The 23289-nt window shown below is 63.4% G+C and carries 29 protein-coding genes and 2 pseudogenes; 28 read left to right on the plus strand and 3 right to left on the minus strand.

Annotation, left to right across the window (positions count from 1 at the left end; all coding sequences use genetic code 11):
* The first annotated feature begins 21 nt into the window (after window positions 1-21).
* From ABE459_RS06815 to recX, 24 genes and pseudogenes are all read left to right on the plus strand, one after another.
* Complete coding sequence (locus ABE459_RS06815; protein WP_110992390.1) at window positions 22-768, plus strand: helix-turn-helix transcriptional regulator; 747 nt, start codon at window positions 22-24, stop codon at window positions 766-768.
* A gap of 468 nt (window positions 769-1236) precedes the next feature.
* Window positions 1237-1590, plus strand: a complete 354-nt coding sequence (locus tag ABE459_RS06820) for a phage holin family protein (protein WP_125465192.1) — start codon at window positions 1237-1239, stop codon at window positions 1588-1590.
* Window positions 1587-2084, plus strand: a complete 498-nt coding sequence (locus ABE459_RS06825) for a hypothetical protein (RefSeq protein ID WP_125859877.1) — start codon at window positions 1587-1589, stop codon at window positions 2082-2084. Before ABE459_RS06820 ends, ABE459_RS06825 begins: the two co-directional genes overlap by 4 nt.
* Window positions 2081-2683, plus strand: coding sequence for a phage baseplate assembly protein V (locus ABE459_RS06830; protein WP_323830216.1), 603 nt, complete (start codon window positions 2081-2083; stop codon window positions 2681-2683). Before ABE459_RS06825 ends, ABE459_RS06830 begins: the two co-directional genes overlap by 4 nt.
* Window positions 2684-2715: 32 nt before the next feature.
* A pseudogene (locus ABE459_RS06835) lies at window positions 2716-2862 on the plus strand (Com family DNA-binding transcriptional regulator); the annotation flags it as partial.
* A gap of 95 nt (window positions 2863-2957) precedes the next feature.
* Window positions 2958-3284 (plus strand): GPW/gp25 family protein, encoded by a 327-nt coding sequence (locus tag ABE459_RS06840; RefSeq protein ID WP_125465187.1) that lies wholly within the window; start codon window positions 2958-2960, stop codon window positions 3282-3284.
* Window positions 3281-4162, plus strand: a complete 882-nt coding sequence (locus ABE459_RS06845; RefSeq protein ID WP_258704945.1) for a baseplate J/gp47 family protein — start codon at window positions 3281-3283, stop codon at window positions 4160-4162. Before ABE459_RS06840 ends, ABE459_RS06845 begins: the two co-directional genes overlap by 4 nt.
* A 1-nt stretch (window position 4163) precedes the next feature.
* The gene (locus tag ABE459_RS06850) at window positions 4164-4775 is read left to right on the plus strand and encodes a phage tail protein I (RefSeq protein WP_258704944.1); all 612 of its coding nucleotides are present in this window, start codon (window positions 4164-4166) and stop codon (window positions 4773-4775) included.
* A complete protein-coding gene (locus ABE459_RS06855; protein ID WP_323830215.1) occupies window positions 4768-6699 on the plus strand; it encodes a phage tail protein in 1932 nt (643 codons plus the stop codon). Before ABE459_RS06850 ends, ABE459_RS06855 begins: the two co-directional genes overlap by 8 nt.
* 8 nt (window positions 6700-6707) lie before the next feature.
* Entirely contained in the window at window positions 6708-7100 is a 393-nt protein-coding gene (locus ABE459_RS06860; protein WP_323830214.1) for a hypothetical protein, read from the plus strand.
* A complete protein-coding gene (locus tag ABE459_RS06865; RefSeq protein ID WP_323830213.1) occupies window positions 7097-8014 on the plus strand; it encodes a phage tail protein in 918 nt (305 codons plus the stop codon). Before ABE459_RS06860 ends, ABE459_RS06865 begins: the two co-directional genes overlap by 4 nt.
* Before the next feature lie 301 nt (window positions 8015-8315).
* Entirely contained in the window at window positions 8316-9482 is a 1167-nt protein-coding gene (locus ABE459_RS06870; protein WP_323830212.1) for a phage tail sheath family protein, read from the plus strand.
* A gap of 13 nt (window positions 9483-9495) precedes the next feature.
* Window positions 9496-10005, plus strand: coding sequence for a phage major tail tube protein (locus tag ABE459_RS06875; protein WP_110992379.1), 510 nt, complete (start codon window positions 9496-9498; stop codon window positions 10003-10005).
* Between the two features lie 12 nt (window positions 10006-10017).
* Complete coding sequence (locus ABE459_RS06880; protein ID WP_110992378.1) at window positions 10018-10320, plus strand: phage tail assembly protein; 303 nt, start codon at window positions 10018-10020, stop codon at window positions 10318-10320.
* Window positions 10321-10444: 124 nt separating this feature from the next.
* Window positions 10445-12262 (plus strand): hypothetical protein, encoded by a 1818-nt coding sequence (locus tag ABE459_RS06885; protein WP_323830211.1) that lies wholly within the window; start codon window positions 10445-10447, stop codon window positions 12260-12262.
* Between the two features lie 12 nt (window positions 12263-12274).
* Complete coding sequence (locus ABE459_RS06890) at window positions 12275-13120, plus strand: phage tail protein (RefSeq protein ID WP_323830210.1); 846 nt, start codon at window positions 12275-12277, stop codon at window positions 13118-13120.
* Window positions 13095-13301 carry a tail protein X gene (locus ABE459_RS06895; protein WP_323830209.1) on the plus strand — a complete coding sequence of 69 codons (207 nt, stop codon included), beginning with the start codon at window positions 13095-13097 and terminating at the stop codon, window positions 13299-13301. The genes ABE459_RS06890 and ABE459_RS06895 overlap by 26 nt, the downstream gene beginning before the upstream one ends.
* 51 nt (window positions 13302-13352) lie before the next feature.
* Window positions 13353-14399 (plus strand): contractile injection system protein, VgrG/Pvc8 family, encoded by a 1047-nt coding sequence (locus tag ABE459_RS06900; protein WP_323830208.1) that lies wholly within the window; start codon window positions 13353-13355, stop codon window positions 14397-14399.
* Between the two features lie 113 nt (window positions 14400-14512).
* Window positions 14513-14656: pseudogene (locus ABE459_RS06905) on the plus strand (Com family DNA-binding transcriptional regulator); the annotation flags it as partial.
* Between the two features lie 52 nt (window positions 14657-14708).
* The gene (locus tag ABE459_RS06910; protein WP_323830207.1) at window positions 14709-15260 is read left to right on the plus strand and encodes a glycoside hydrolase family 19 protein; all 552 of its coding nucleotides are present in this window, start codon (window positions 14709-14711) and stop codon (window positions 15258-15260) included.
* Window positions 15257-15754 (plus strand): lysis system i-spanin subunit Rz, encoded by a 498-nt coding sequence (locus ABE459_RS06915; protein ID WP_323830206.1) that lies wholly within the window; start codon window positions 15257-15259, stop codon window positions 15752-15754. Before ABE459_RS06910 ends, ABE459_RS06915 begins: the two co-directional genes overlap by 4 nt.
* Window positions 15755-15802: 48 nt before the next feature.
* On the plus strand, window positions 15803-16285 hold the full coding sequence (locus tag ABE459_RS06920; RefSeq protein WP_125465170.1) for a nicotinamide-nucleotide amidohydrolase family protein: 483 nt from the start codon (window positions 15803-15805) through the stop codon (window positions 16283-16285).
* Window positions 16286-16389: 104 nt separating this feature from the next.
* Window positions 16390-17457, plus strand: a complete 1068-nt coding sequence (gene recA / locus ABE459_RS06925; RefSeq protein ID WP_125465169.1) for a recombinase RecA — start codon at window positions 16390-16392, stop codon at window positions 17455-17457.
* 8 nt (window positions 17458-17465) lie between these two features.
* On the plus strand, window positions 17466-17936 hold the full coding sequence (recX, locus tag ABE459_RS06930; protein WP_258704933.1) for a recombination regulator RecX: 471 nt from the start codon (window positions 17466-17468) through the stop codon (window positions 17934-17936).
* Window positions 17937-17984: 48 nt separating this feature from the next.
* On the opposite strand, the gene ABE459_RS06935 is transcribed toward recX, so the two are convergent.
* The gene (locus tag ABE459_RS06935; protein ID WP_125465167.1) at window positions 17985-19103 is read right to left on the minus strand and encodes an LOG family protein; all 1119 of its coding nucleotides are present in this window, start codon (window positions 19101-19103) and stop codon (window positions 17985-17987) included.
* Between the two features lie 306 nt (window positions 19104-19409).
* Between ABE459_RS06935 and ABE459_RS06940 the strand changes: the two genes are divergently transcribed.
* A complete protein-coding gene (locus tag ABE459_RS06940) occupies window positions 19410-19610 on the plus strand; it encodes a hypothetical protein (protein ID WP_125465166.1) in 201 nt (66 codons plus the stop codon).
* Window position 19611: 1 nt separating this feature from the next.
* Here the strand turns inward: ABE459_RS06940 and ABE459_RS06945 are convergent, their stop codons facing one another.
* Window positions 19612-20034 (minus strand): quorum-sensing-regulated virulence factor family protein, encoded by a 423-nt coding sequence (locus tag ABE459_RS06945; RefSeq protein ID WP_110992365.1) that lies wholly within the window; start codon window positions 20032-20034, stop codon window positions 19612-19614.
* Window positions 20035-20247: 213 nt separating this feature from the next.
* Here ABE459_RS06945 and ABE459_RS06950 point away from each other — a divergent pair, with 213 nt between their 5' ends.
* The 3 genes from ABE459_RS06950 to ABE459_RS06960 all read left to right on the plus strand — a co-directional run bounded on the left by ABE459_RS06950 (window position 20248) and on the right by ABE459_RS06960 (window position 22305).
* On the plus strand, window positions 20248-20958 hold the full coding sequence (locus ABE459_RS06950) for a tRNA-uridine aminocarboxypropyltransferase (RefSeq protein WP_125465165.1): 711 nt from the start codon (window positions 20248-20250) through the stop codon (window positions 20956-20958).
* A gap of 255 nt (window positions 20959-21213) precedes the next feature.
* Window positions 21214-21864: a response regulator transcription factor ErdR gene (gene erdR / locus ABE459_RS06955; protein WP_125465164.1), complete on the plus strand. Its 651-nt coding sequence runs from the start codon at window positions 21214-21216 to the stop codon at window positions 21862-21864.
* 75 nt (window positions 21865-21939) lie between these two features.
* A complete protein-coding gene (locus tag ABE459_RS06960; protein ID WP_011535182.1) occupies window positions 21940-22305 on the plus strand; it encodes a diacylglycerol kinase in 366 nt (121 codons plus the stop codon).
* Window positions 22306-22308: 3 nt separating this feature from the next.
* Here the strand turns inward: ABE459_RS06960 and finR are convergent, their stop codons facing one another.
* Window positions 22309-23235, minus strand: coding sequence for a LysR family transcriptional regulator FinR (finR, locus tag ABE459_RS06965; RefSeq protein ID WP_110992362.1), 927 nt, complete (start codon window positions 23233-23235; stop codon window positions 22309-22311).
* Window positions 23236-23289: the final 54 nt, after the last annotated feature.

Genomic DNA, 23289 nt, shown 5'->3' on the forward strand with positions numbered 1-23289 from the left:
TTACCTTGGGTGGGCGGCATTATGCACGCTATGCAAAAACGCAACGTAGCCTCCACTCTCAAAGCGCTGCTCGAACGCCACGGCCTGTCCCCGACGGAGCTGCACCGGCGCACGGGCATCCCGCAATCCACGCTTTCGCGCATTCTCAGCGAAAAGATCGTCGACCCGTCCGACAAACACGTGTCGAAGATCGCCGAGTATTTCGGCGTGAGCACCGATCAACTGCGCGGCCGTGCCGAACTGGGCGACACCCGTGAAGCGGCGCCACGCACCGAGGCGCATGCGGCGCTGAGCGATATCAGCCTGTGGGACGATGAAACCCCCGTCGAGGATGACGAGGTGTCTGTCCCTTTTCTTCGTGAGGTCGAGTTGGCAGCAGGATCAGGAAGATTCGTCATCGAAGAAAGCGAGCACGCCCGCTTGCGCTTCGGCAAACGCAGCCTGCGCCACAACGGCGTGCAGTTCGACCACGCCAAGTGCGTGACGGTGCGTGGCAACAGCATGCTGCCGGTACTGCGTGACGGCGCTACGGTAGGGGTCAACACCGGCAGGTGCACCATCGGCGATATCATCGATGGCGATCTTTACGCCATTAACCACAACGGCCAGCTGCGGGTGAAGCAGGTCTACCGGTTGCCCACCGGCATCCGCCTGCGCAGCTTCAACCGTGATGAGCACCCTGACGAGGACTACAGCTTCCAGCAGATGCAGGACGAGCAGATCAGTCTGCTGGGCCATGTGTTCTGGTGGGGCATGTACGCACGCTGACCCACCTTGATTCCCGACGAAAACCCGCTTAGGCGGGTTTTTTTTCGTCTGCAGAAAAGCCCTACACCCCACGTCCAACAAGCCCTTCATGCATTTAGGCAAAAGTGAATGCATAAATGTTTGAATAAATGCATTGACTGCATATGCATTGATGCATAACCTGTGTCTCAAGCCGGTCAGCAATCGGTTGTTACACAGGCAGCGATGAACAGGCCTCAACTGTTCAGAGGGTTGGCAACTGGCCCGGGTGTGCAGCGTAAAGCACCACGATCAGTTATCCGGCGGGCAGGTGGCCGCGGTCGGAGACACCAATTTGAAGCGGAATCGCGCGGCGTCACCAGTCGTGGCCAGCGGTTCGCCAACGCATTACTGAAAAGCCTGCAAGCCGGGCTTTTTGGAATGCCGAAGGCAACAACCATCTGTCCGCCGGCATGTCGCCGGCGGGCATCACACAAGGAGTACAGGACAGTGACGAACGAGCAACAGACGTTGCTGGAAATGCCGCTCTGGCTGGTGATCGTCCTGGCATTGCTGGGCGGCCTCAGCGGCGAAATGTGGCGCGCCGACAAGGCCGGTGCCCGAGGCTGGTCGCTGATCAGGCGGCTGGCGCTGCGATCCGGAGCCTGCATGGTCTGCGGGGTTTCAACGGTCATGCTGCTGTATGCAACGGGCATGTCGATATGGAGCGCCAGCGCCTTTGGTTGCCTGACGGCGATGGCCGGCGCTGATGTGGCCATCGGTCTCTATGAACGATGGGCCGCCAAGCGTCTGGGTTTGCGCGAACCGATCAACGGTGATCAACCCTGGAAGGAGGATGCATGAGCCAGTTGGCGATGTTGCAAACGACGCTGACCCAGACCATTCGTGAGGCGATACCAGATCTTGCGTCGGTAGAGGCGCAAGCAGCTGTAGGAAGCAACACGGCGTTACCGGCCCTGCGCCATGGCATCGTCAGCATGGTCGCCGACGCCGCGCCTCGGGATGGCCGTTCGGTACTGGCGATCACCTTCGAGGCCGATATCACCCCGGACACGGCCAGCACGGATGCTCGGCTGCAAGGCAGCGAACTGGCAGCGCAATTGATGGACCTGCTGCGCCAGCAACTCTGGGGCCTGGAATTCGTCGAGGCGACCCGCAATGTCCAGGCGCAGTACCTCGGGGCCCAATGGAAGGTGCGCTGGGAACAGCCGGTGCTGTTGGGCGAGCCACGCTGGGAGTGGCCTGACCAGCCGCCGGGCAGCCTTGTGCTGGGTTTCGAGCCTGAGACCGGGCCGGGCAACGAAGGCCGCTATATCAACCCGGAGGATCTGGCATGAGTTACGCCAGTGCCATGCACGATCGCATGTTGGCCGCCCTGGTGATCCCGTGTCGGGTAGTGGCGGTGGACCTGGCCGCTGCCCGGGTGCGAGTGAGTGACGGCGGTGGCTGGACCAGCACCTGGGTGCGCTGGCACGCACTGGCCGCCGGCAAGGCCCGCCACTGGCGGGTGCCCAGCCTGGATGAACAGGGGGTCCTGGTAAGCCCCAGTGGCGAGCCCGCGCAAGGCACCTTCGTGCCGGGCCTGTATGGCAATGCCGGGGCTGCGCCGGACAACCGCGATCATGTCGAGATCTGGCGTTTCGACGATGGCGGTTCGCTGAGCTACGACTGGCAGGCCAGCCGCTACGACATCCAGCTGCCCAAGGGCAATGCCAACATCAAGGTGGGCGCCAGCACACTGCAGGTCAGCGATGCCGGCATCACGCTCGAGACGTCGGCCATCACTTTGGACGCCACGTCCATCGCTCTGGATGCCACGTCCATCACCCTCACTGGCAATGTCGCCATCGATGGCCCGCTGCTGGTCAGCGGTGACATCAACGGCGGCGGTCGGATCATCGATACCGCCGGCAACACCGCCAATCACAAGCACTGAGCCCACCCAATCGATGCCAGGGAGGCAAGCCCATGCTCAAAGACCTGCGCTGCGGCCATTGCGCGCGACTGCTCGCCCGCACGGGCGATTTCACTGAACTGCAGATCAAGTGCCCGCGCTGCGGCACCTTGAACCATGCCAAGGCCTCGAGCCCTGCGCGATCGCCTGCGAGCGACCAGAGTGCGCAGCTTTGCACACGCCATCACGCTCTTCTACAGGTAGAGAACGCCATGCATATTCATGAACGGGATGCGCCTGCGTCGGGAGGTGCCCCATGATCGGCCTGGACCGCCGTACGGGGCAGCCCCTGAGCGGCATCGCCCACCTTCGCCAATCCATCGAAGACATCCTTTCCACCCCCCTCGGCAGCCGGCGCATGCGCCCCGACTATGGCAGCCAGTTGCGCCGCTACGTCGACCTGCCGGTCAACGACGGCTGGAAGAGCGCCGTGCAGGCTGAAGTTGCCCGGGCCCTTGGGCGCTGGGAACCCCGCCTGGCGCTTGAACGGGTGCGGGTGGTGGCGGTGCTCGACGGCCAGGTCAGCCTGGCCCTGAGTGGCCGTTATCTGGGCGACGACGCACTGCTGGAGGTGAGCGTATGAGCCAGGTCGACCTGTCCAGGCTGCCAGCGCCCCAGGTGCTAGAAGACCTCGATTTCGAGGCGATCTACCAGGATGACCTGGACACCTTCCGCAGCCGTCTGGGCGACGGCTGGAACGCCACACTGGAGAGCGACCCGGTCACCAAGCTGCTGGAAGTCGGGGCTTACCGCAAGCTGCTCAACCGGGCGCGGATCAACGACGCGGCCAAGGCGCTGCTGCTGGCCTATGCCGAAGGTAGCGACCTGGAGCAGCTGGCCGGCAACGTCAGCCTGCAACGCCTGGTCATCCAGGCAGCGGATCCAACCGCCTCGCCTCCTGTCGAAGCATTACTCGAGTCCGACGACGCCCTGCGCGAGCGGGTGCAGTTGGTCTACGAAGGCCTGACCACCGCCGGCCCGCGCAACAGCTACATCCTGCATGCCCGCAATGCCTCGGGGCAGGTTGCCGATGCCACGGCCGAAAGCGCGTCGCCAGCCGTGGTGGACATCACCGTACTGAGCCTGGACGGCGACGGTACCGCCAGCCCGGCACTGCTGGCCGAAGTGGCCAGCTACCTCAACGACGATGACATTCGTCCGGTCGCCGACCGGGTGGTGGTGCGCAGTGCCGAGATACTGCCGTATCGCATCGATGCCGTGCTGCACATGGCCGGCAGCGGCCCGGAGTACGAAGCGATCCTCGCCGAGTGCCGACGGCGCCTTGAAGGTGCGATCAACCCGCGAAGGCGCCTGGGCGTTGAGGTGGCGCGTTCGGGTATCGATGCGCTGCTGCACATCGATGGCGTCAGCCGGGTCGAGCTGATCGGCTGGGCCGACCTGCAGCCGAGCAAGGCACAGGCGGCGTGGTGCAGCGGCTTCGACCTCAAGCGCGGAGGCTGACATGCAAAGCCTTCTGCCGCTCAACCGCACACCCCTTGAACGCGCCCTCGAGGCGGCCGCCGACGAAGACCTCAAGGCGGGGCTGCGCAGCTTGTACAACCCCGACAGTTGCCCGGCACATCTGCTTTACCAACTGGCCTGGGCCTGGTCGGTCGACCGTTGGGACGACAGCTGGAGCGAGACGATCAAGCGATCGGTGATCCGCTCGGCGTTTTTCGTGCATGCCCACAAGGGCACGCTCGGCGCGTTGCGGCGGGTGGTCGAGCCCTTCGGCTACCTGATCGAGGTGCGCGAATGGTGGCAACTCGAGCCGGTCGGCGTACCCGGCACCTTCGCCCTCAAGGTGGGGGTGGAGGAGGCCGGTATCGATGAGCAGACCTACCTGGAACTGAGCCGCCTGATCGACGACGCCAAGCCGGTCAGCCGCCACCTCATCGGCCTCGATATCAGCCTCGAAAGCCTGCTGCCGGCCTACCAGGCGGTTGCCCTAAACGAGGGCGAACTGCTCGAGGTGTACCCCTGGGAAGCGGCGGACATCGACGTGCACCTGGGCGCTGCGCACTGGGTGAACGAAACCACTCTGGACATACTGGACATCTATCTTAATGGCTAACTCAACCACCCAATTCGGTGGGTTCCTGACCAACGTCGGCATCGCCCAGCAGGCCAACACCGCCGCGCTGGGGCTGCCCTGGAACATCACCCACATGCTGATCGGCGATGCCGGCGGCGAACCCTCGCAAACCCCTGATCCCACCCCGAAACCTACCCAGAACGCGCTGGTGCGCCAGGTCTACCGTGCGCAACTCAACGCGCTCTACCAGTCGCCTGCCGACCCCGGCGTGCTGGTGGCCGAGCTGGTGCTGCCGCCGGAGACTGGCGGCTGGTGGATCCGCGAACTGGCGCTGGAAGACGCCAACGGCAACTTCATTGCCGTGGCCAAGCCGGCGCCCAGTTACAAGCCACTGCTGGCGCAAGGTTCGGGGCGTACCCAGACCATTCGCATGCACGTGGTGTTCGGCAACCTGGCCAACGTCACCCTGAAGATCGACCCGAGCATCGTCCTGGCCACCCGCGACTACGTGGACAAGGCCCGTGAAGCGGCCGAGCTCTATGCACGCAATCAGCTCAAGGCCCATGTGGAGGCCGCCGACCCGCATCCGCAATACCTGCGCCGCGCCGACGTGGCCAAGGACGCCGGGCCGCTGGCCTGGCTAGGCACGGCCGGCGGCACTGCAGATGCGCTGGTGCTGACGCTCAAGAGCAGCGAGGCGGCGCTACCTGCCTACGCGGCTGGCCAGCGCTTCCAGTTCCAGGCAGTCGCCACCAACACTGGCGCGGTAACGGCACGTATCAATGGCCGGCCGGCGGTGGCGGTGAAGAAGGCCGGCACCAACGGCCTGGTCGACCTGGTTGGCGGTGATGTGCGCGCCGGGGCGCTCTATGACCTGAACTACGATGGCACTTACTTCCAGCTGGGGGGCGGTGTCAGCAGCGGCCGGGCTTTTGAAAGGTTCTCGTTCGCGGCCTCGCTGGGGCAAACGGTGTTCAATGCCCCGCATTCGATTGGGAGCACCGTCGTCCTGCGTAATGGCCGGGAAGTAACCGACTACCTGGCGGATGGCCAGAAGATCACCTTCCGTGCTCCCTGTGACATGGGCGAGGCGGTGGAGATCCTGTCGTTCGGCACGTTCCAGGCGGTCGACACGTACACCAAGGCCGAAATTGAGGTGCTGGTGAAGAAGGACTCGGCACTTCCGGTCGGCACCATGCTGCCGTTTCCCAAGGGCACGGTGCCGCTAGGCTTTCTCGAAGTCGATGGTAGTAAATGCAGCGCGGAGCGCTTTCCGGATCTGGCTGCTTACCTTGGCTCAACGTTCAACAAAGGCGACGAAGAGGCAGGTGAATTCCGTTTGCCAGATTCGCGCGGTGAATTCTTGCGTGGCTGGGACCACGGACGGGGGATAGATGTAGGGCGAGTAATTGGCAGTTGGCAGAATTTCGAACTTCAGGAGCACGATCATATACAGCAGGGGGCCAACACCGTCCCCAATAACACAGGACCCGTCGGCGCGTTAAACGTTTCTGGCGACGGCCTGAACGGTAGGCCGACGAGGAAAACGGGCGGGAAAGAGACTCGCCCGCGCAACCTGGCGGTGATGTGGTGCATCAAGGCTTGGAACGCGCCGGTGAATCAGGGAAACATCGATATCGGCGCCTTGGCTGTACAGCTTTCAGGGCTGGAGCAGCGCCAAAAGCCCCTGGGCGATGGGCAGACGAATCAGAACCTGACCGCCAACCGCTTGATGGGCACGACGTACACGAACACGACGGGCCGCACAATCTGGTTGCAGGTCATTGTAACCGTGCTGCAGGGGGCGTCTTCGACGCTCACCACTGGCGGCGAACAGCGTAGCTATATCGCAAACAACGGCACAGGCGGCGTCACAGTCACCCATTCTGTGCCAGTGCTGAACGGAGAATCCTACATCGTCGCCGGCGGTACGCTGGCGCGCTGGAACGAGGTGCGTACATGAGCGTGGACATGAAGTACTACAAACAGCCGGATAGCGAAGCGCCGCCCTATGCATATGCGGCGGACGGCTCGCAAGATTCGTTCATTCTGCCGGGCCTGGTCTTGATGAGCGCGGCAGAGGTGCAGGCGCACGTTGAGCGGGTGACAGCGCCCCGGTCCCTGCCGGCTGACAGCGAGCGGCAGTGGCGTGACAGCGAGCTTGCTGCGCTGGCCTGGCTGCGTGATCGCCACCGCGACCAGCTGGAAATCGGCGCGGGCAGCACGTTGACACCTGAGCAGTTCAGCGGGTTGCTGGTGTACATGCAGCAACTGCGCGACTGGCCGCAATCCGAAGCTTTCCCTGACTCTTCGGACCGCCCTGGGCCGCCGGCATTTCTTGAACAAGCGAGGATTGATCAATGAGTCGCGCCGATGACCTGGCAGAACTGGAGCGCGGCCTGCTCGCAGTGCGCGGGTTGAACAACACCCCGATCACCGCGAGCAAGGTACTTTCATCCCATGAAACCGGTGTGCTGCTGGTAGATGCCTCGGCAGGTGCCGTGACCATCACCTTGCCGCCGGCCAACAGGCCCATGGATGTGCGCGTACAGCGCATTGATAACAGCGATAACCGCCTGACGGTACAGGCCGCCAGCGACGAAACGGTCAGGTTTCACACCCGCTTGCGTGCGGCAGGTTATGCATTCTTCGTCTTGATGGGCGCCGGCGATTTCTGGCATTTGCGTAGCGATGGCGCTGGTGCGTGGCTGCCTCTGGACCGTCTGGACGGCACGGCCCTGGGCCGACCGATTTTCGAGACGACTACTGCATTAAGCCCGGGTGGCTGGGGGGAACCCAACGGTTCACTGCTGAACCGCGCCGAGTGGCCCTGGCTGTGGGACCACGCCCAGCAGTCCGGCTTGATCGTGACCGAGGCCCAGCGTGGCGGCATGGAGGGTGCGTGGACCCGTGGCGACGAGGCGGCCACGTTCCGGGTGCCTGATTTGCGTGGCGAATTCCTGCGCGGGCTGGATGAGGGACGAGGGTTGGATCCGGAGCGTGTGGCAGGCTCGCGTCAGGTGGGCAGCTTGCAGATTCTGGACAGTACTGTGACCACCTTGAGTGTCACAGGCTTGTATAACCCTTCAGCGCCTGAAAGCGGTGCCCCATCGCGTGTCGGGCTTGATCCCGTCGTGGCAGCGGACTATGGGGCGGCAGCTTCGCTTGTTGCGGTGGCGGCTTCGGGGGCTGTGAGCACTGCCACGAGCCAACCCAACGGCTTCGGGGTGACGCGCCCGCGAAACATTGCGTATCCCGTTCGAATCAAGTTGATCTGACGGAGGATGGCTGCATCGCTGTCCGGTTCAACAATTGGTTCCCCCTCAGCGGTGCACAAACGCATACCGTGATGCCGGGCCTGATGCCGGGTAGTCGGCCAGCGCACTGTTCGGCATACAGCCTTGACCTGCAAGGTGTGCAGGTTGATCCGTCCTGCAACTAGTGGCCATGCCTCACCTTTAGTTACCAATCGACATTCATGAAGCCCCGCACCGTCGGGGCTTTTTTGCACCCCTAAACAACCTCTCAAGGCCCTGCACCCGCAGGGCCTTTTCATACCCGAACCTGGAGTAAACCTGTATGAGTGGATTCTTCCACGGCGTCACCGTGACCAACGTCGACACCGGTGCGCGCAGCATCGCGCTGCCGTCTTCCTCGATCATCGGCCTGGTCGATACCTTCACCGAAGGCCCGGACGTCAGCGCCAAGGCCAACGACCTGGTGCTGATCACCAGCGAGCGTGACGCGGTTGCGGCGTTCGGCCTGAATGCGCCGATCACCAAGGCCTGCCGCGCCATCTACAGCCGCGCCAAGGCGGTCATCGTCGCCTGCGGCGTGGCCAAGGTCGAGGACGCCGCCGAGCAGACCTCGGCGATCATCGGCAACGTGCTGGCCGACGGCAAACGTACCGGCCTGCAAGCGCTGCTCGACGGCAAGAGCCGTTTCAACGCCCAGCCGCGCCTGCTGGTCGCGCCGAAGCACAGCGCCACCCAGGCCGTCGGCACCGCGCTGGTGGCCCTGGCCGACAAGCTGCGCGCCATCGCTATCATCGACGGCCCCAACAGCACCGATGAGGCGGCCATCGCCTACGCCAAGAACTTCGGTGCCAAGCGCGCCTTCCTGGTCGACCCGGGCGTGCGCTACTGGGACAACGACGCAGAGGCCACTGTCGACGCACCCGGCTCGGCCTGGGTCGCCGGCCTGTTCGCCTGGACCGACCGTGAATACGGTTTCTGGGCTTCGCCGTCGAACAAGGAGTTCGTCGGCATCACCGGCACCACCCGCGCGGTGGAGTTCCTCGATGGCGACGACAGCTGCCGCGCCAACCTGCTGAACAACGCCAACATCGCCACCATCATCCGTGACGACGGCTTCCGCCTGTGGGGCAACCGCACCCTGTCCAGCGACCCGAAGTGGGCCTTCGTCACCCGGGTACGGACCATGGACATCGTCATGGACGCGATCCTCTACGGCCACAAATGGGCCGTCGACCGCTCCATCACCGCCACTTACGTGAAGGATGTCACCGAAGGCCTGCAGGCCTTCATGCGCGACCTGAAGAACCAGGGCGCGATCATCAACTTCGAGGTCTACGCCGACCCGCAGTTGAACACCGCCAGCCAGCTCGAGCAGGGCAAGGTGTACTGGAACATCCGCTTCACCGACGTACCGCCTGCCGAAAACCCCAATTTCCGCGTTGAAGTCACCAATCAGTGGCTGACCGAAGTCCTCGATTCCGCCGCTTAAGGAGCGCATTTACATGGCAATGATTCCCGAAACCCTGGCCAACCTGAACCTGTTCGTCGATGGCGTCAGCTTCCAGGGCGATGTACCCAGCCTGACCCTGCCCAAGCTCACCCTGAAGATGGAGGAGTACCGCCCAGGCGGCATGGACATGGCGGTCGAGATGGACCAGGGCATGGAGAAACAGGAAGCGGCCTTCACCACCACCGGTGTGCGCCGCGAGTCGCTGAAGTTCTTCGGCCTGGCCGACGGCAACGGCTTCAACGGCACCTTCCGCGGCGCCTTCAAGGGCCTGAAGGGGCAGATCAACCCGGTGGTGGTCACCCTGCGCGGCACCCTCAAGGAAGTCGACATGGGTGACTGGAAGTCCGGCGACAAGGCCGAGATCAAGCACAGTGTCGGCGTCACCTACTACAAGCTCGAAGTCGACGGTCGCCTGGTCTACGAGATCGACGCTCTGGGCATGAAACGGGTGATCGACGGTGTCGACCAACTGGCCGCCCAGCGCGCCGCCCTTGGCTTGTAAGGAGAACCTGCAATGGCTCAAGCGAAGAAATTGCCGCAATGGATGATGCTCAGCGCCGAGCGCGTGACCGTGCGCCTGTCGCGCCCCAGCGAGGCCAATGGCCTGCAGGTGGACAGCCTGTCGCTGCGGGCGCCGACCGTGCGTGACATCCGTAACGCGCAGCTCGGTGGGGCAGGGGACGACGAGCAGCGTGAGCTGAACCTGTTCGCCTCCCTCGCCGAAGTCGGCGTCAAGGACCTCGAAGGCCTGGCCCTGAAAGACTACAGCCGCCTGCAGAGTGGCTACTTTCGCCTGGTGCAGGACGACGAAGTTTGATCCAGCCTGGCAGAAGGCCGCCGCACGGCGGCTGGCCAAGGAGCTGAACTTTTCCGCCAGCGAAATCATGACCATGTCGTTCAGCGACATGGTCTGGTGGCTGGTGGATTGAAGGGAGATGCGGATGGCGAACAAATCAACGGTGGCGCAAGGCGCTGCCGATGCCACCGTCCCGACGCCCGCAGGCCCTCATGAGGGCCTGCCTGGTAGCGCGGTACCCAAGGTGGCGCTGGGAATCACACAGCGCGCTTCCGGCCTCGGCGGAGCAACCCGTGAGGGTGCACAGACGGGGCGAACGGAGGCAACGAAGGAGAGGAAAGAGCAGCTCAAATTCTTGAATGTGCAGCAAAAGCAGCGTGGGTTGCTTGAGCAACAAAAGGATCTGCTGGAGCAGGCCCCGCTCGGCCCCAGGCTGTCGAAACAGGCAGGCCAGACGGCACACGATGTCGTCACGTCGATCATGATCGCGACTGGTGGTTACCTGACAGCGAAGGGAATCGCCCAGGTACCAATGACGATCGCCAAGGAGTATGACTTTCCGCGCGCCGTCCACCTGCCGCCGACGCTCATCAGCGATGGTTTAGACAACGATCGTATTCCACTTGGTGCGGATGCGACGCCAGCCCCGCTCTCATTGCCCGGTGAGTCCCGCTCCGTTGAAGCCGGGCGCTTGGCTCAGATGCTACAGGCCGGAAAGTCAGCCACTGGCATGGCTGCGCTGGATGCAGCGGTGAAGCTTACCGTCACTGCAACCACCGCCTCCACACCCGAGCAAAGGGGCGAAGGTGTAGGGGCAGCCGTTTTGGGTTTCACGGGGGCCGTGTCAGGCGCCATGCTGGGCAGCCGCACCAAGGCGGGTGCCCCTGTGGTCTCGATGATGTTCGGCTTCGCCGGTGACAAGGTCGGCGGGGCGGTGGGTAAGGAGTTGATGGCCACACCGGCAGGCGCACTCCATGGTTCTTCGAGTACTGGCGCTGGCAATGGGCAAGCGGATGCTGCGTCGCCATCGCTCTGGGAGTCCTTGTCGGCCACCTTGGGCGTGGCCACAGGGGTAGGTTTGGGGGCCGCGGCCCACAAGCACCGTGATCGGCTGCGTCGTTTCGGATGGGGCAGGGTTGACGATGAGCCTTATCCGCTGGGTGCGGATGCCGGGCCGTCGCCCACCGACATCAATCCCCCGGCCGAGCCGTCACCTACCAGCACCAAGCAATCGGCTGGGCGCTGGGCCACAGTCAGGGGGGCTGTCAATGACGCTGGCAAGCTGCCCTGGCTGGAGGCCGGGCTGAAGGGGGCTTACACCTTTGCTACAGCCAAGACGCCCGAGGAGAAGGGCAAGGGGTATGGCGGGGCTATTGGCGGAGCTATTGGTACAGTGCTGGGAGGTGGGATCCTGGGTAAGGTCGTCGGGCCATCGTACGGGATGTTTATCGGTAATTTGGTTGGCGACAAGGTCGGTAGCCTGATCGGGGGATGGATCGGTAAGACGTTCTTCAAGCCATCAGACAGAAAAGACAAAGCTGAGGCCGCTCAAGGGGATCCTCGCCAGGCTACGAACAAGGTGGCGGGAGAAGTCAGTGATACGCAGAAAGATACCCGCAGGGCCGGACAGCTCTCGCCGAACACGCCACATGCCGTCCCGGCCGACAAGTACGCTTGGGGACTTGCCGCGCAGTCCAGGGAGTCTGTTCAAGGATATTTGCCTCCTACCCCCATGGTCCTGCCTGACGTAGCGTCGATCCCGACAGCGAGCCAGGGTGTGACCACGCAGCCCGCCACTCAGCAACTCACCTTCACTGCGAACATGCCCATCACTGTGCAGGGAAGGGTAGATGCCCCCAATTTGCTTACCGAACAACTCGAGGCGGCGGTCAAGCGCGTGATGGAGGATCTTTTCAAACGGGCCCCCTCCACACAGATGTACGACCCTGCGCATGCATATTGAAGAGGAGGACTCATGACCTACCTGGAGCAGCTGCAAGCCACGCTGCACGCCCTGGTCAAGGCGGGAGAGGCAGGGCGTCGGCGTGCCGACGCCATGCTCGACCCAATGAACGAGGCGATCGACCATATTCAAGGTGCGGTCGTCGAGCTGGAAGGGTTGCCGGTGGTCGGCCCGGTCATCGGCGCCAAGTTGCAGCGCACGATGCGCGCCATCGAAACCGCCCAGGCACGGGTGGCCAAGGTGGTGGCCAAGTATGACCAGGCCGTGGCCGTGGTCCGCCAGGTGCGTGACCGCATCGACGGGTTCGCCGGCCATGTGGCCAAGGCCGGTGCGGCCATTCGGCGGATGGTGGGGGAGGTGCGTTCGACCGTCAACGGCGTGCTGTCGACCTTGGGCTTCGCGCCCCAGGCGACACCGGCGGCGGAGGCGATCAAGCCATTCCCCCATCTGCTGGTGCTGCAACCCCTCAAAGCCGGGGCCACACCCTACTACTTCAACCTCGACACTGCAGCCTTCGACCAGTTGCGCCGGCAAACACGCTTTCGTTGGGCCGGGCAGGAACGCCTGAGCCGCGACAGCGCACAGCAGGCGGTCAGCCTGGGCGAAGAAAGCATCAGTATCCGCGGGGCAATCTTCCCCGGCTTCAAGGGCGGCCTTGGCCAGCTGCAGACCCTGCGCAGTATTGGCCGCCAGTTGTTGCCGCTGTCGTTGACCAGTGGCTATGGCGAGGTACTTGGCACTTGGTGCCTGACCAGTATCGAAGAGGAGCAAAGCCTGCTGCAGGCCGGCGGCATTCCACGCAAACAAGGCTTTTCACTGGAGTTCGTGAGCTATGGCCAGGATCTGCATAACGTCTGAAGGCGACCTGCTCGACACCCTCTGCCAGCACTACTACGGGCAGCTCGAGGGGATGGTCGAGGCGGTGCTGGATGCCAACCAGGGGCTCGCTGACGAGGCCCAGCCGTTTCGCGCCGGGGTAAGGATCGTGCTGCCGGAACAGCCTGTGGTGGCGAGCAATACCCTTCAACTGTGGGACTGACAGGGGCCTACGGTGCCGATTGCGCAGCGTAGCCCCCAGGGAGGCAGAATCATGAAACCTGTGTTCAGCATCCAGGCCGATGGCAAGGACATCACCGCGCTGATCAACGATCGCCTGTTGCTGATGCGTACCACCGACAAACCGGGGCTTGAATCGGACGAGTTCGAACTGCGCATCGATGCCCGTGACGGCGCTGTTGCGTTGCCGGCCCGGGGGGCGGTGCTCGAGGTGTTGCTCGGCTATGCCGGGCAGCCCCTGAACCGCCTGGGCCGTTACACCGTCGATGAGGTGGAGCTGTCCGGCCCGCCCGACACCCTGGTGATCCGTGGCAAGGCCTGCGACCTGCGCGGCAGTGGCAAGACCATTCGCAGCGGCAGCTGGGAAAATGTGACGCTGCAGCGCATCGTCGCCGAGATCGCTGCCCGCAACGGCTGGCAGGCGGTATGCCCGGTGACGGTGCAGATACCGCGTGTCGACCAGTACAGCGAGTCGGATTTCAACTTCATCACGCGCCTGGCCCGCCTGCACGACTGCACCGGAAAACTCGCCAATGGCCAGTTGCTGGTGCTTCCGCGTCAGGGGCGACAAAGCGCCAGCGGCAAGGCGTTGGGGGTGGTCACTATTGCTCGCGACGAGGTCAGCCAGTGGCAGTTCCGCCTGGCTGACAGGAGCACCCACAAGGCCGTCCGCACCCGTCACCTGGACAGTGCCAGCGGTCGCGTGCAGGCCGTGGAGCTGGCCAACGGCGATGCTCCGGATGGCTTGCAGGCGGTGCACACCGACCGCCATCTGTACCCCAACCAGGCCGCAGCCGAACAGGCTGCGAAGGCGCGCCTGGCCAGCTTCAACCGCGATACCGCCAGTGTGCGCCTGGACATGCCCGGGCGTACCGACCTGTTCGCCGAACGCGAAATCGAGGCCCGAGGGTTTCTGGCAGGACTTGATGGGCCGTACCTGATCGAGTCGGTGGAGCAGGTGTTCACCAGCAGTGGCTGGCGCACTACCGTGCAGTGCAGCGGTGGCCGGCAGGGCAAGGCCAGGGCCAAGGGCGCGGCGCCGCGTCGCGCGACGTCGCTCAAGGCCCAGGGCACAGGGTGAAGGTTTCCCGATGCCCGTGGGGCGGCAGGCTTTCTATAGTCGGCGCAGGCGTGCCTTTGAATGCAAGACCGCCCAAGCCGACATCAGTGGCCAACCCGCCAGGACCTGCGCCTATGTTCATCGATTTTCGCTGTGGCCAGTGCCGCAAGCTGCTGGCCCGCATCACGCCTGCTTCCGAGCTCCAGATCAAATGTGGCCGCTGCCGCACCTTGAATCATGTGAAAGCCATGCGCTTCGAGCCATCGCCCCTGAGCGAATCACCGGCGGCACTGGCCGCCATTCGATCAGACCGCAAGGGAGCCGCCATCGATGGTGTTAACCGAATCGCAATTGAAAGAAATCTATCCCGCAGCCGGCCAGCGGGTCACAGCCTTCCTGCCGGTGCTCAATGAGGCCATGGCCCGTTGGGAAATCGACCATCCAAAGCGTGTCGCCGCGTTTCTTGCCCAGGTCGGTCATGAGTCCGGTCAGCTGCGCTACGTCAAGGAACTGGGTGGTGACCGTTACCTGGCACGCTATGACACCGGCAGCCTGGCCTTGCGCCTGGGCAACACGCCCGAGGCCGATGGCGACGGCCAGCGCTATTGTGGCCGTGGCCTGATCCAGGTGACCGGGCGCAACAACTACCAGGCCTGCAGCCGTGCCTTGTTCGGTGACGAACGCCTGCTGGCGCAGCCGCAGATGCTCGAGCAACCACGCTGGGCCTGCGAATCAGCGGCCTGGTTCTGGCACTCGCGGGGCCTGAACGCGCTGGCCGACCAAGGTGAGTTCAATCGCATCACCCGCCACATCAATGGCGGCCTCAATGGCCTTTCCGATCGCCTTTTGCTGTGGCAGCGAGCCCGTGAGGTGCTGTGTTGAGCCGCTGGCAGCTCGGGCTGTGCGCGCTGCTCCTGCTGTTGGGGGCGGCGCTGGCCTGGCAACTGCAGGCCTGGCGCTATGGGCGGTTGCTGGCCCAGCAGGAGCAGCAGCTGGTGCAGCAACGGCTGGATCAGGCCGAGGCGCTGCATGGCCTGCTGCTCGCCGAGCGTGAGCAGCGCCAGGGAGTGGAGCTACGGCTGCACGACAGTGAAACGAGACATTTCCAGGAGCTTACCGATGCGCAACAGACTCAGGCTCGCCTGCGTGCCCGCCTTGCTACTGCCGATCTGCGCCTGTCGGTCCTGGTCGAGCGCGGCGCCAGCTGTGGCGCAGTGCCTGCCGCCACCGCCGCCAGCGGCCTGGATCATGGCCCCGTACGCGCCCGACTTGACCCAACGCATGCTCGACGAATTATCGCCATCACCGACAGCGGCGACCGCGGACTGATCGCCCTGCGCGCCTGCCAGGACCATGTTCGTGCCCTGTCGCGGTGAGCCCTTGCCGGGTGTTAGGGTAGGGCGCAATTCACTCAGGAGCCCGTCATGGACCCGATCACCGCGCTTTCCACCCGCCTGGGCGAGCACCTGCGACGCCTCAACGCCCAGGTGACCACCGCCGAATCCTGCACCGGGGGTGGCATCGCCGAAGCCATCACCCGTATCCCCGGCAGCTCGGCCTGGTTCGAGGCGGGTTACGTCACCTATTCCAATACGCAGAAGACCCGTCAGTTGGGCGTTCCGCAACCGTTGTTCGCTGAGGTGGGCGCGGTCAGCCAGGAGGTGGTCGAGGCGATGGCGCGCGGGGCCCAGCAGGCCAGTGGCGCACGCTTTGCCGTGGCGGTCAGTGGTGTGGCCGGGCCTGATGGGGGCTCGCCGGCCAAACCGGTGGGCACGGTATGGCTGGCCTGGGCCGATGGGGCCCGTGTCAGCAGCGAACGGCGTCACTTCGACGGTGACCGCGAAGCGGTGCGCCGACAGACGGTAATCGCCGCGTTAGACGGCTTGTTACAGCTTGGCGCGGAGTAAATCGCCAAGCGGGGGTTTGCGGAAACGAATCCCTGTGGAATAATACTGGCTACTTATACAGTTATTCCGGCCGTCAGGGCCAAGTCGAACACGTGAGGATTTCAATGGACGACAACAAGAAGCGCGCCTTGGCTGCGGCCCTGGGTCAGATCGAACGCCAATTCGGCAAGGGCGCCGTCATGCGCATGGGCGACCACGAGCGCCAAGGCATCCCTTCCATCTCCACCGGTTCCCTGGGCCTGGATATCGCCCTTGGCATCGGCGGCCTGCCCAAGGGCCGTATCGTCGAGATCTACGGTCCGGAGTCCTCCGGTAAAACCACGCTGACCTTGTCGGTCATTGCTGAAGCCCAGAAGAACGGCGCCACCTGCGCCTTCGTCGACGCCGAGCACGCCCTCGATCCGGAATACGCTGGCAAGCTGGGCGTCAACGTTGACGACCTGCTGGTTTCGCAGCCGGACACCGGCGAACAGGCCCTGGAAATCACCGACATGCTGGTGCGCTCCAACGCGGTCGACGTGATCATCGTCGACTCCGTGGCTGCACTGGTACCCAAGGCCGAGATCGAAGGCGAGATGGGCGACATGCACGTCGGCCTGCAGGCGCGTCTGATGTCCCAGGCGCTGCGCAAGATCACCGGTAACATCAAGAACGCCAACTGCCTGGTCATCTTCATCAACCAGATCCGTATGAAGATCGGCGTGATGTTCGGTAGCCCGGAAACCACCACCGGCGGTAACGCCCTGAAGTTCTATGCTTCGGTACGTCTGGACATTCGCCGTACCGGCGCGGTCAAGGAAGGCGACGAGGTGGTGGGTAGCGAAACCCGCGTCAAGATCGTCAAGAACAAGGTCTCGCCGCCGTTCCGTCAAGCCGAATTCCAGATTCTCTACGGCAAGGGTATCTACCGTAACGGCGAGGTCATCGACCTGGGCGTTGCTCACGGCTTCGTGGAGAAGGCCGGTGCCTGGTACAGCTACCAGGGCAACAAGATCGGCCAGGGTAAGGCCAACGCCGCCAAGTACCTGCAAGAGAACCCGGCCGTCGGTGCCGAGATCGAGAAGCAGATCCGCGAGAAGCTGCTCACTGCTGGCGCCGTCGCCGCTGCTGGTAAGGCCGCTGCCGTTGAGGCTGATGCCGACGACATGGCTGACGCCGACGCCGGTTATTGATCTGCCCCATGTCCGCCGTACTCGACACCCCGGTCGCCGTGCGGCGGACAGCCATGGACCTGCTTGCACGCCGCGAGCATGGTCGCGTGGAGTTGACGCGCAAATTGCGTCAGCGCGGCGCAACGGATGAGCTGATCGAGCCCGCGCTCGATCGGCTTGCCGAAGAAGGGCTGCTCAGTGAGGCCCGCTATCTCGAAAGCTTTATCCGCTACCGATCCAGTGCTGGCTACGGCCCCGCGCGTATTCGCGAGGAGCTGGGGCAGCGTGGGCTTGCCCGCAGTGATATTGACCAGGCCCTGCGTGAAAGCGAGGTGGACTGGGCAGCGCAGTTGCAAGATGTCTGGCAGCGCAAGTTCGCCGGTCAGCGCCCACATGACTCACGCAGCCGTGGGCAGCAAACGCGCTTTCTCGCTTACCGTGGTTTTTCCATGGAGATGATCGGGCGGCTGCTCAGCGGTCGGGATCTCGACGACTACTGATGCCTTGCATGGCTTCCTGAAGGGGGAGCCATGCAGGGCATTTTGCGTTCAGCTCACCTTCAAGGCTTCTCGCGCCCGCTGGGTGGTGTGCATCGGCTGGGGCTTGGCCCAGTTTTCCGGCAAGTTGATAAAGTCCACCAGCTCACGCAGGCGCCCCTGGTCGCGGCCATTGAACGCGAATGTCAGGCGTGTCAGGTGGCTGAAATCCCCCTCCTCATGTTCGGCGCCACTGTCCGGTTGCTGGTGGTAACGGCCACTTAGACGCAAGTCGGCGAAACCTTCCTCGACGTCATGCAACGCCGCTTCGCTGAGCGGATGGTGCATGCGGATGACGAACTGGTTCTTCAACCAGCGGCTGGAGTGGTAGTTGCTGTAGAACTGGTTGATCTCATCCACGGCCTCGTCGGCACTGTGCACCAGGCGCACCAGCTTGAGGTCGCTGGGCAGGATGTAGCGATTCTCTTCCAGCTGGCGGCTGATGAAATCGAGGCAGTCGCGCCAGAAGCTGCCGCCGGGTGAATCCAGCAGCACCACAGGCACCAGCGGGCTTTTCCCGGTCTGGATCAGGGTCAACACTTCCAGGGCTTCGTCGAGGGTGCCGAACCCCCCGGGGCACAGCACCAGCGCGTCGGCTTCCTTGACGAAGAACAGCTTGCGGATGAAGAAGAAGTGGAACGGCAGCAGTTTGTCGGTGCCATCGACCGTGGGGTTGGCATGCTGCTCGAAGGGCAGGGTGATGTTGAACCCCAGGCTGTGGTCGGCGCCGGCGCCTTCGTGGGCAGCGGCCATGATGCCACCCCCGGCACCAGTGATAACCATTAAATCGGAGCGTGCCAGCGTCGCGCCCAGCTCCCTGGCCAGGGCGTACATCGGGTGTTCCAGCGGGGTGCGCGCCGAGCCGAAGACCGTCACCTTGCGCCGCCCCTTGTAGCGTTCGAGGGTGCGGAACGACTGGTCGAGCTCACGCAGGGCCTGCAATGTGATCTTGGCGTTCCAGCGGTTGCGGTCGTCATGAGCCATGCGCAGGATGGTCAGCATCATGTCGCGGTACAACGGCAGGTTGGGGCTGTTCGGGGCTACCAGCTGCAGTTGCTTGTCGATGTTGCCCAGGTCGATACCCTGGTCTCTGAAATGGTTGAACAGAAGCTCATTCGGTTGGTAAGGCATTCAACGTCTCCTTCTGCAGCAAAACCTCTGACCGGGTCGATGGTGTGTCCCGGCCGCGGCACTGCGTGTGCCGCTGGCTGCTATGGCTCGAGTGTGCACCCCGAGCATTGCAGTAGGCCTTCAAGGCCATGATGCAGTGGCAATTCCATCTTGTTGTCGTTGTTGTGGGTCTCGTTATCAATCTAGACGCTGGCGCGCCATTGCGCCGCCCGCCCTGCAAGCGGGCCGTCGGTCAGGTCAGGCCCAGCCTTTACGGGGCTTTGGTTTAATGGAGGGGAGTAAAAGCGCGACGCGGGAGGTGGCGGTATGCATCGACTGGTGATCGAGGTAGATGGGCAACTGTTTCAGTTGCTGGCGCGCGAGGCGCAGGCCCATCACCTGAGCCTTGAAGGTGAATGCCTGCGTCGACTGCAAGGTGCAGAGCGGCAATCACGCTATCTACAAGCCTTGCTGGCCGAATTGCGCGCCGACGAAGAGCAACGGCGCGCTAGCGATCAGATGGCCTGAGTCACTTCTTCTTGTTGCCGGCCACGCAGCTGGCGGCATCGAAGGCCTGATCCATGATGGGCTGGTTGGTCTTGTAGACGGTGAAACGATAGACCAGCACTGCGCCCTTGGACATCAGTTGGCGGTAGCCGGTATTGCGGCAAACGCTGTCGCCCAGCTGGCTGCGTACCTGCTGCGGGTTGGCGCGCATGCGTTCGGCATGGCTTTCGCGCACGCTGAGGTGGTTGACCAGCGCCTTGCCTTTTTCGACGGTATAGCCTTGGTCGAGGATATCTTCATTGATGGCGCGTGGGGTGCCGACGCTGCTTTCCTTGGCGACCTTCTCCAGCGTCTGTTTCAGCTCGTATTCCTGCTTGGAGGCGGCCTGGGCAGCCAGGGGCAGGGCGAGCAGCAGGCTCAGGGTCGGGGCAATTAGACGCAGCATGGATCTCTCCTGGTTCGATGACTGGCGCTTTGACCTGCGCCGGCAGGCGGCGTTCCCTGAAACACGGTGTTTCCGGCCGCCACAACCGGCGATTATAAAGGAGCCGCAGGCGGGGCTGCACGGCAAATGACGCCGCCTCTGGTAGACTGGCGCCTTGTCATCCGTAGAGTCGTTTTTTGTGTTCGTCCCTTCTCAACGCCAAGGCCTGCAGCCATGAGCCATGCGGTAGCGCGGCTGCGCGCCGAGCGCCTGGCCCGCAGCATCAAACCTTTCGTCGCCCGCGGCTCGCGTGCCGAACGCTGCCCGCAGTGCCGGGTCATCGCCACGCATTGCCTGTGTGCCTGGAAGCCCAGGGTGCAGGCCGAGTCCGGCATGTGCCTGCTGATGCATGACACCGAGCCACTCAAACCCACCAATACTGGCTGGCTGATCGCCGATCTGATCGAGGACACCTCGGCCTTTGGCTGGCTGCGCACGTCGGTGGACGAGGGTTTGCTGGCGCTGCTGGAACATCCGCAGTGGCAGCCCTATATCGTTTTCCCCGGTGAGTTCGTCGCCCAGGAGCGGGTGGTCAGTGAGGTCGCCTGCGCACCAGGCAAGCGCCCGCTGTTCATCCTGCTGGATGCCACCTGGACCGAAGCGCGCAAGATGTTCCGCAAGAGCCCGTACCTCGACAAATTCCCGGTACTGAGCCTGCAAGCCGAACAGATGTCGCGCTATCGCCTGCGTCGCTCCAAGCGCGACGACCATTTCTGCACGGCGGAAGTGGCGGCCATGTGCCTGGACCTGGCCGGCGACAGCCAGGCTTCGCAGGCCCTGGATGCCTATCTGGATGTGTTCAGCCTGCATTACCTCAGTGGCAAGCGGCGCCTGCCGCTCGATGAGCAGGATGAGGTACACCGGCGTTTGCATACCTTCCTATAGTCCAAGGGGCGGGCGCTGCGGATTGGTTCATACTGACGGGGCTGGCAGCCAGGGAGGTGGGTTCGACCGGGCAATTGGCTTGACCACTCGGTGCGTGCTCGTCATCCTTGGCGCCGATTCGGGCACGACGAAGCTGCTGTTACCCCGGACTTCGCCGTGCCGTCCCGGCCGGCGGCCCTGCCGTTCGCGCCTTGAGTTGCCTGCCAGGCGTATCCCGTATCCCCGCGCCTGGCACAGAACAGGATCCATAGATCGATGGCCACATACGAAATCCTGATTGCCGATGACCACCCGTTGTTTCGCAGCGCACTGCGCCAGGCCGTTACCCTCGGCCTCGGGCCGGACGTGCGGCTGGTTGAAGTGGCGAGCATCGCCGAACTGGAAGCCAGCCTGACGGAAAAGTCCGATTGGGACCTGGTCCTGCTGGACTTGAACATGCCCGGTGCCTATGGCTTCTCTGGCCTGGTCCTGTTGCGTGGGCAGTACCCGCAAATCCCGGTGGTGATGGTGTCGGCGCAGGAAGAAGCGGCGGTCGTGGTGAAATCCCGTGAATTCGGTGCCAGTGGTTTCATTCCCAAGTCCAGCGAGCTGAGCAAGATCCAGGAAGCGGTACGCAACGTGCTCGATGGCGATGTCTGGTGGCCACCCCAGGCATTCGAGAAGGTCGATGTATCGGCAGAGGCAAAGGCCGCCAGCGAGGGGCTCGCAAGCCTCACCCCTCAGCAGTTCCGGGTGCTGACCATGGTCTGCGAAGGCCTGCTGAACAAACAGATCGCCTATGAGCTGAGCGTGTCGGAAGCGACCATCAAGGCCCATGTGACTGCAATCTTCCGCAAGCTCGGGGTGCGCACGCGCACGCAGGCCGCGTTGCTGTTGCAACAACTTGAATCGGTTTCCGCCAGCTAAGTCCCTGCGCCTTCACGCTTTTTTGACCAGTGTCGGATTAGCCTGCCAGGCTTTCATCGATGAAGTGAGTGACACATGTCGCCATTCAAGGGCCAGACCGGCCTCAAACGGATTTTCAATGCTGCCGGCTACTCGCTGGACGGCCTGCGTACCGCCTTCAAGGGCGAAGCCGCTTTCCGCCAACTGGTGTTGCTCAATGTGCTGCTGATCCCGACGGCTTTCTGGCTGCCGGTGAGCCGTGTCGAGCGGGCGATCCTGATTGCCGTGTGCCTGCTGGGGCTGATCGTCGAACTGCTCAACTCGGCAGTGGAGGCGGCCATCGATCGTATTTCGCTGGAGCGCCATCCACTGTCGAAAAACGCCAAGGACATGGGCAGCGCCGCGCAACTGGTGGCGATGTCCATGGTGGCGGTGGTGTGGGGCGTGATCCTGCTGGGCTGACCTTCAGGCGATCGGCGGCAGGACGATTTCGTCACTACGCTGCACGCCTGCAGTGAAGCTGCGGCACAGTTCGAGGAACTCGCGCATGGCCGAGGTCTGGTACTTCTGCTTGTGCCAGATGAAATAGAACTGCCGCGCCAGGTCCAGGGCCGGGGTCTCCACCGGCACCAGGCTGCCGCGGCGGAAGGCGTCGCGCAGGGCCAGGCGCGAAATGCAGCCGATCCCCAGGCCTGACTCCACCGCGCGCTTGATCGCTTCGGTGTGTTCCAGTTCAAGGCGAATATTGAGGTTGGCGCGGTGATGGCGCATGGCCTGGTCGAAGGTCAGGCGTGTGCCAGAACCCTGTTCACGCAAAATCCAGGCCTCATGGGAGAGCTGCTCGATGCTGGCGTGGCCGACTTTGGCCAGTGGGTGCTGTGGGGCGCAGAACACCACCAGTTCATCTTCCACCCAGGGCTGAACTTCCAGGTCAGGGTGGTTGCAATCACCTTCGATTAGACCCAGGTCAATTTCATAGTGGGCGACCTGTTGCACGATATGCGCAGTGTTCTGCACATGCAGTTTGACCTGGCTCTCCGGGTGTACCTGCATGAAACTGCCGATCAGCAGGGTGGCCAGGTAGTTGCCGATGGTCAGGGTGGCTCCGACCGCCAGCGAGCCGAAGCCGGACTTGCCATTGAGCAGGTCCTCGATCTCTTTGGCCTGGTCGAGCAGCGCCACTGCCTGGGGCAGTAACTGATGGCCCAGGGCGTTGAGGCTCAGGCGCTTGCCGGCGCGGTCGAACAGTTGGCAACTGGATTGGCGCTCCAGTTCGGTGATCGAGGTGCTGGCGGCTGACTGCGACAAGGCCAGCACGCCCGCAGCCCGGGACACGCTCTGGTGCTGGGCGACGGCGACGAAGACCTGAAGTTGACGAAGTGTAAATCGCATATCTATATAACCGATAACACATATCTTGATAATTCAGTTAACAGATATTGTCGC

Source organism: Pseudomonas sp. TWI923 (assembly GCF_039673365.1).
GTDB classification, from domain to species: Bacteria; Pseudomonadota; Gammaproteobacteria; order Pseudomonadales; family Pseudomonadaceae; genus Aquipseudomonas; species Aquipseudomonas sichuanensis.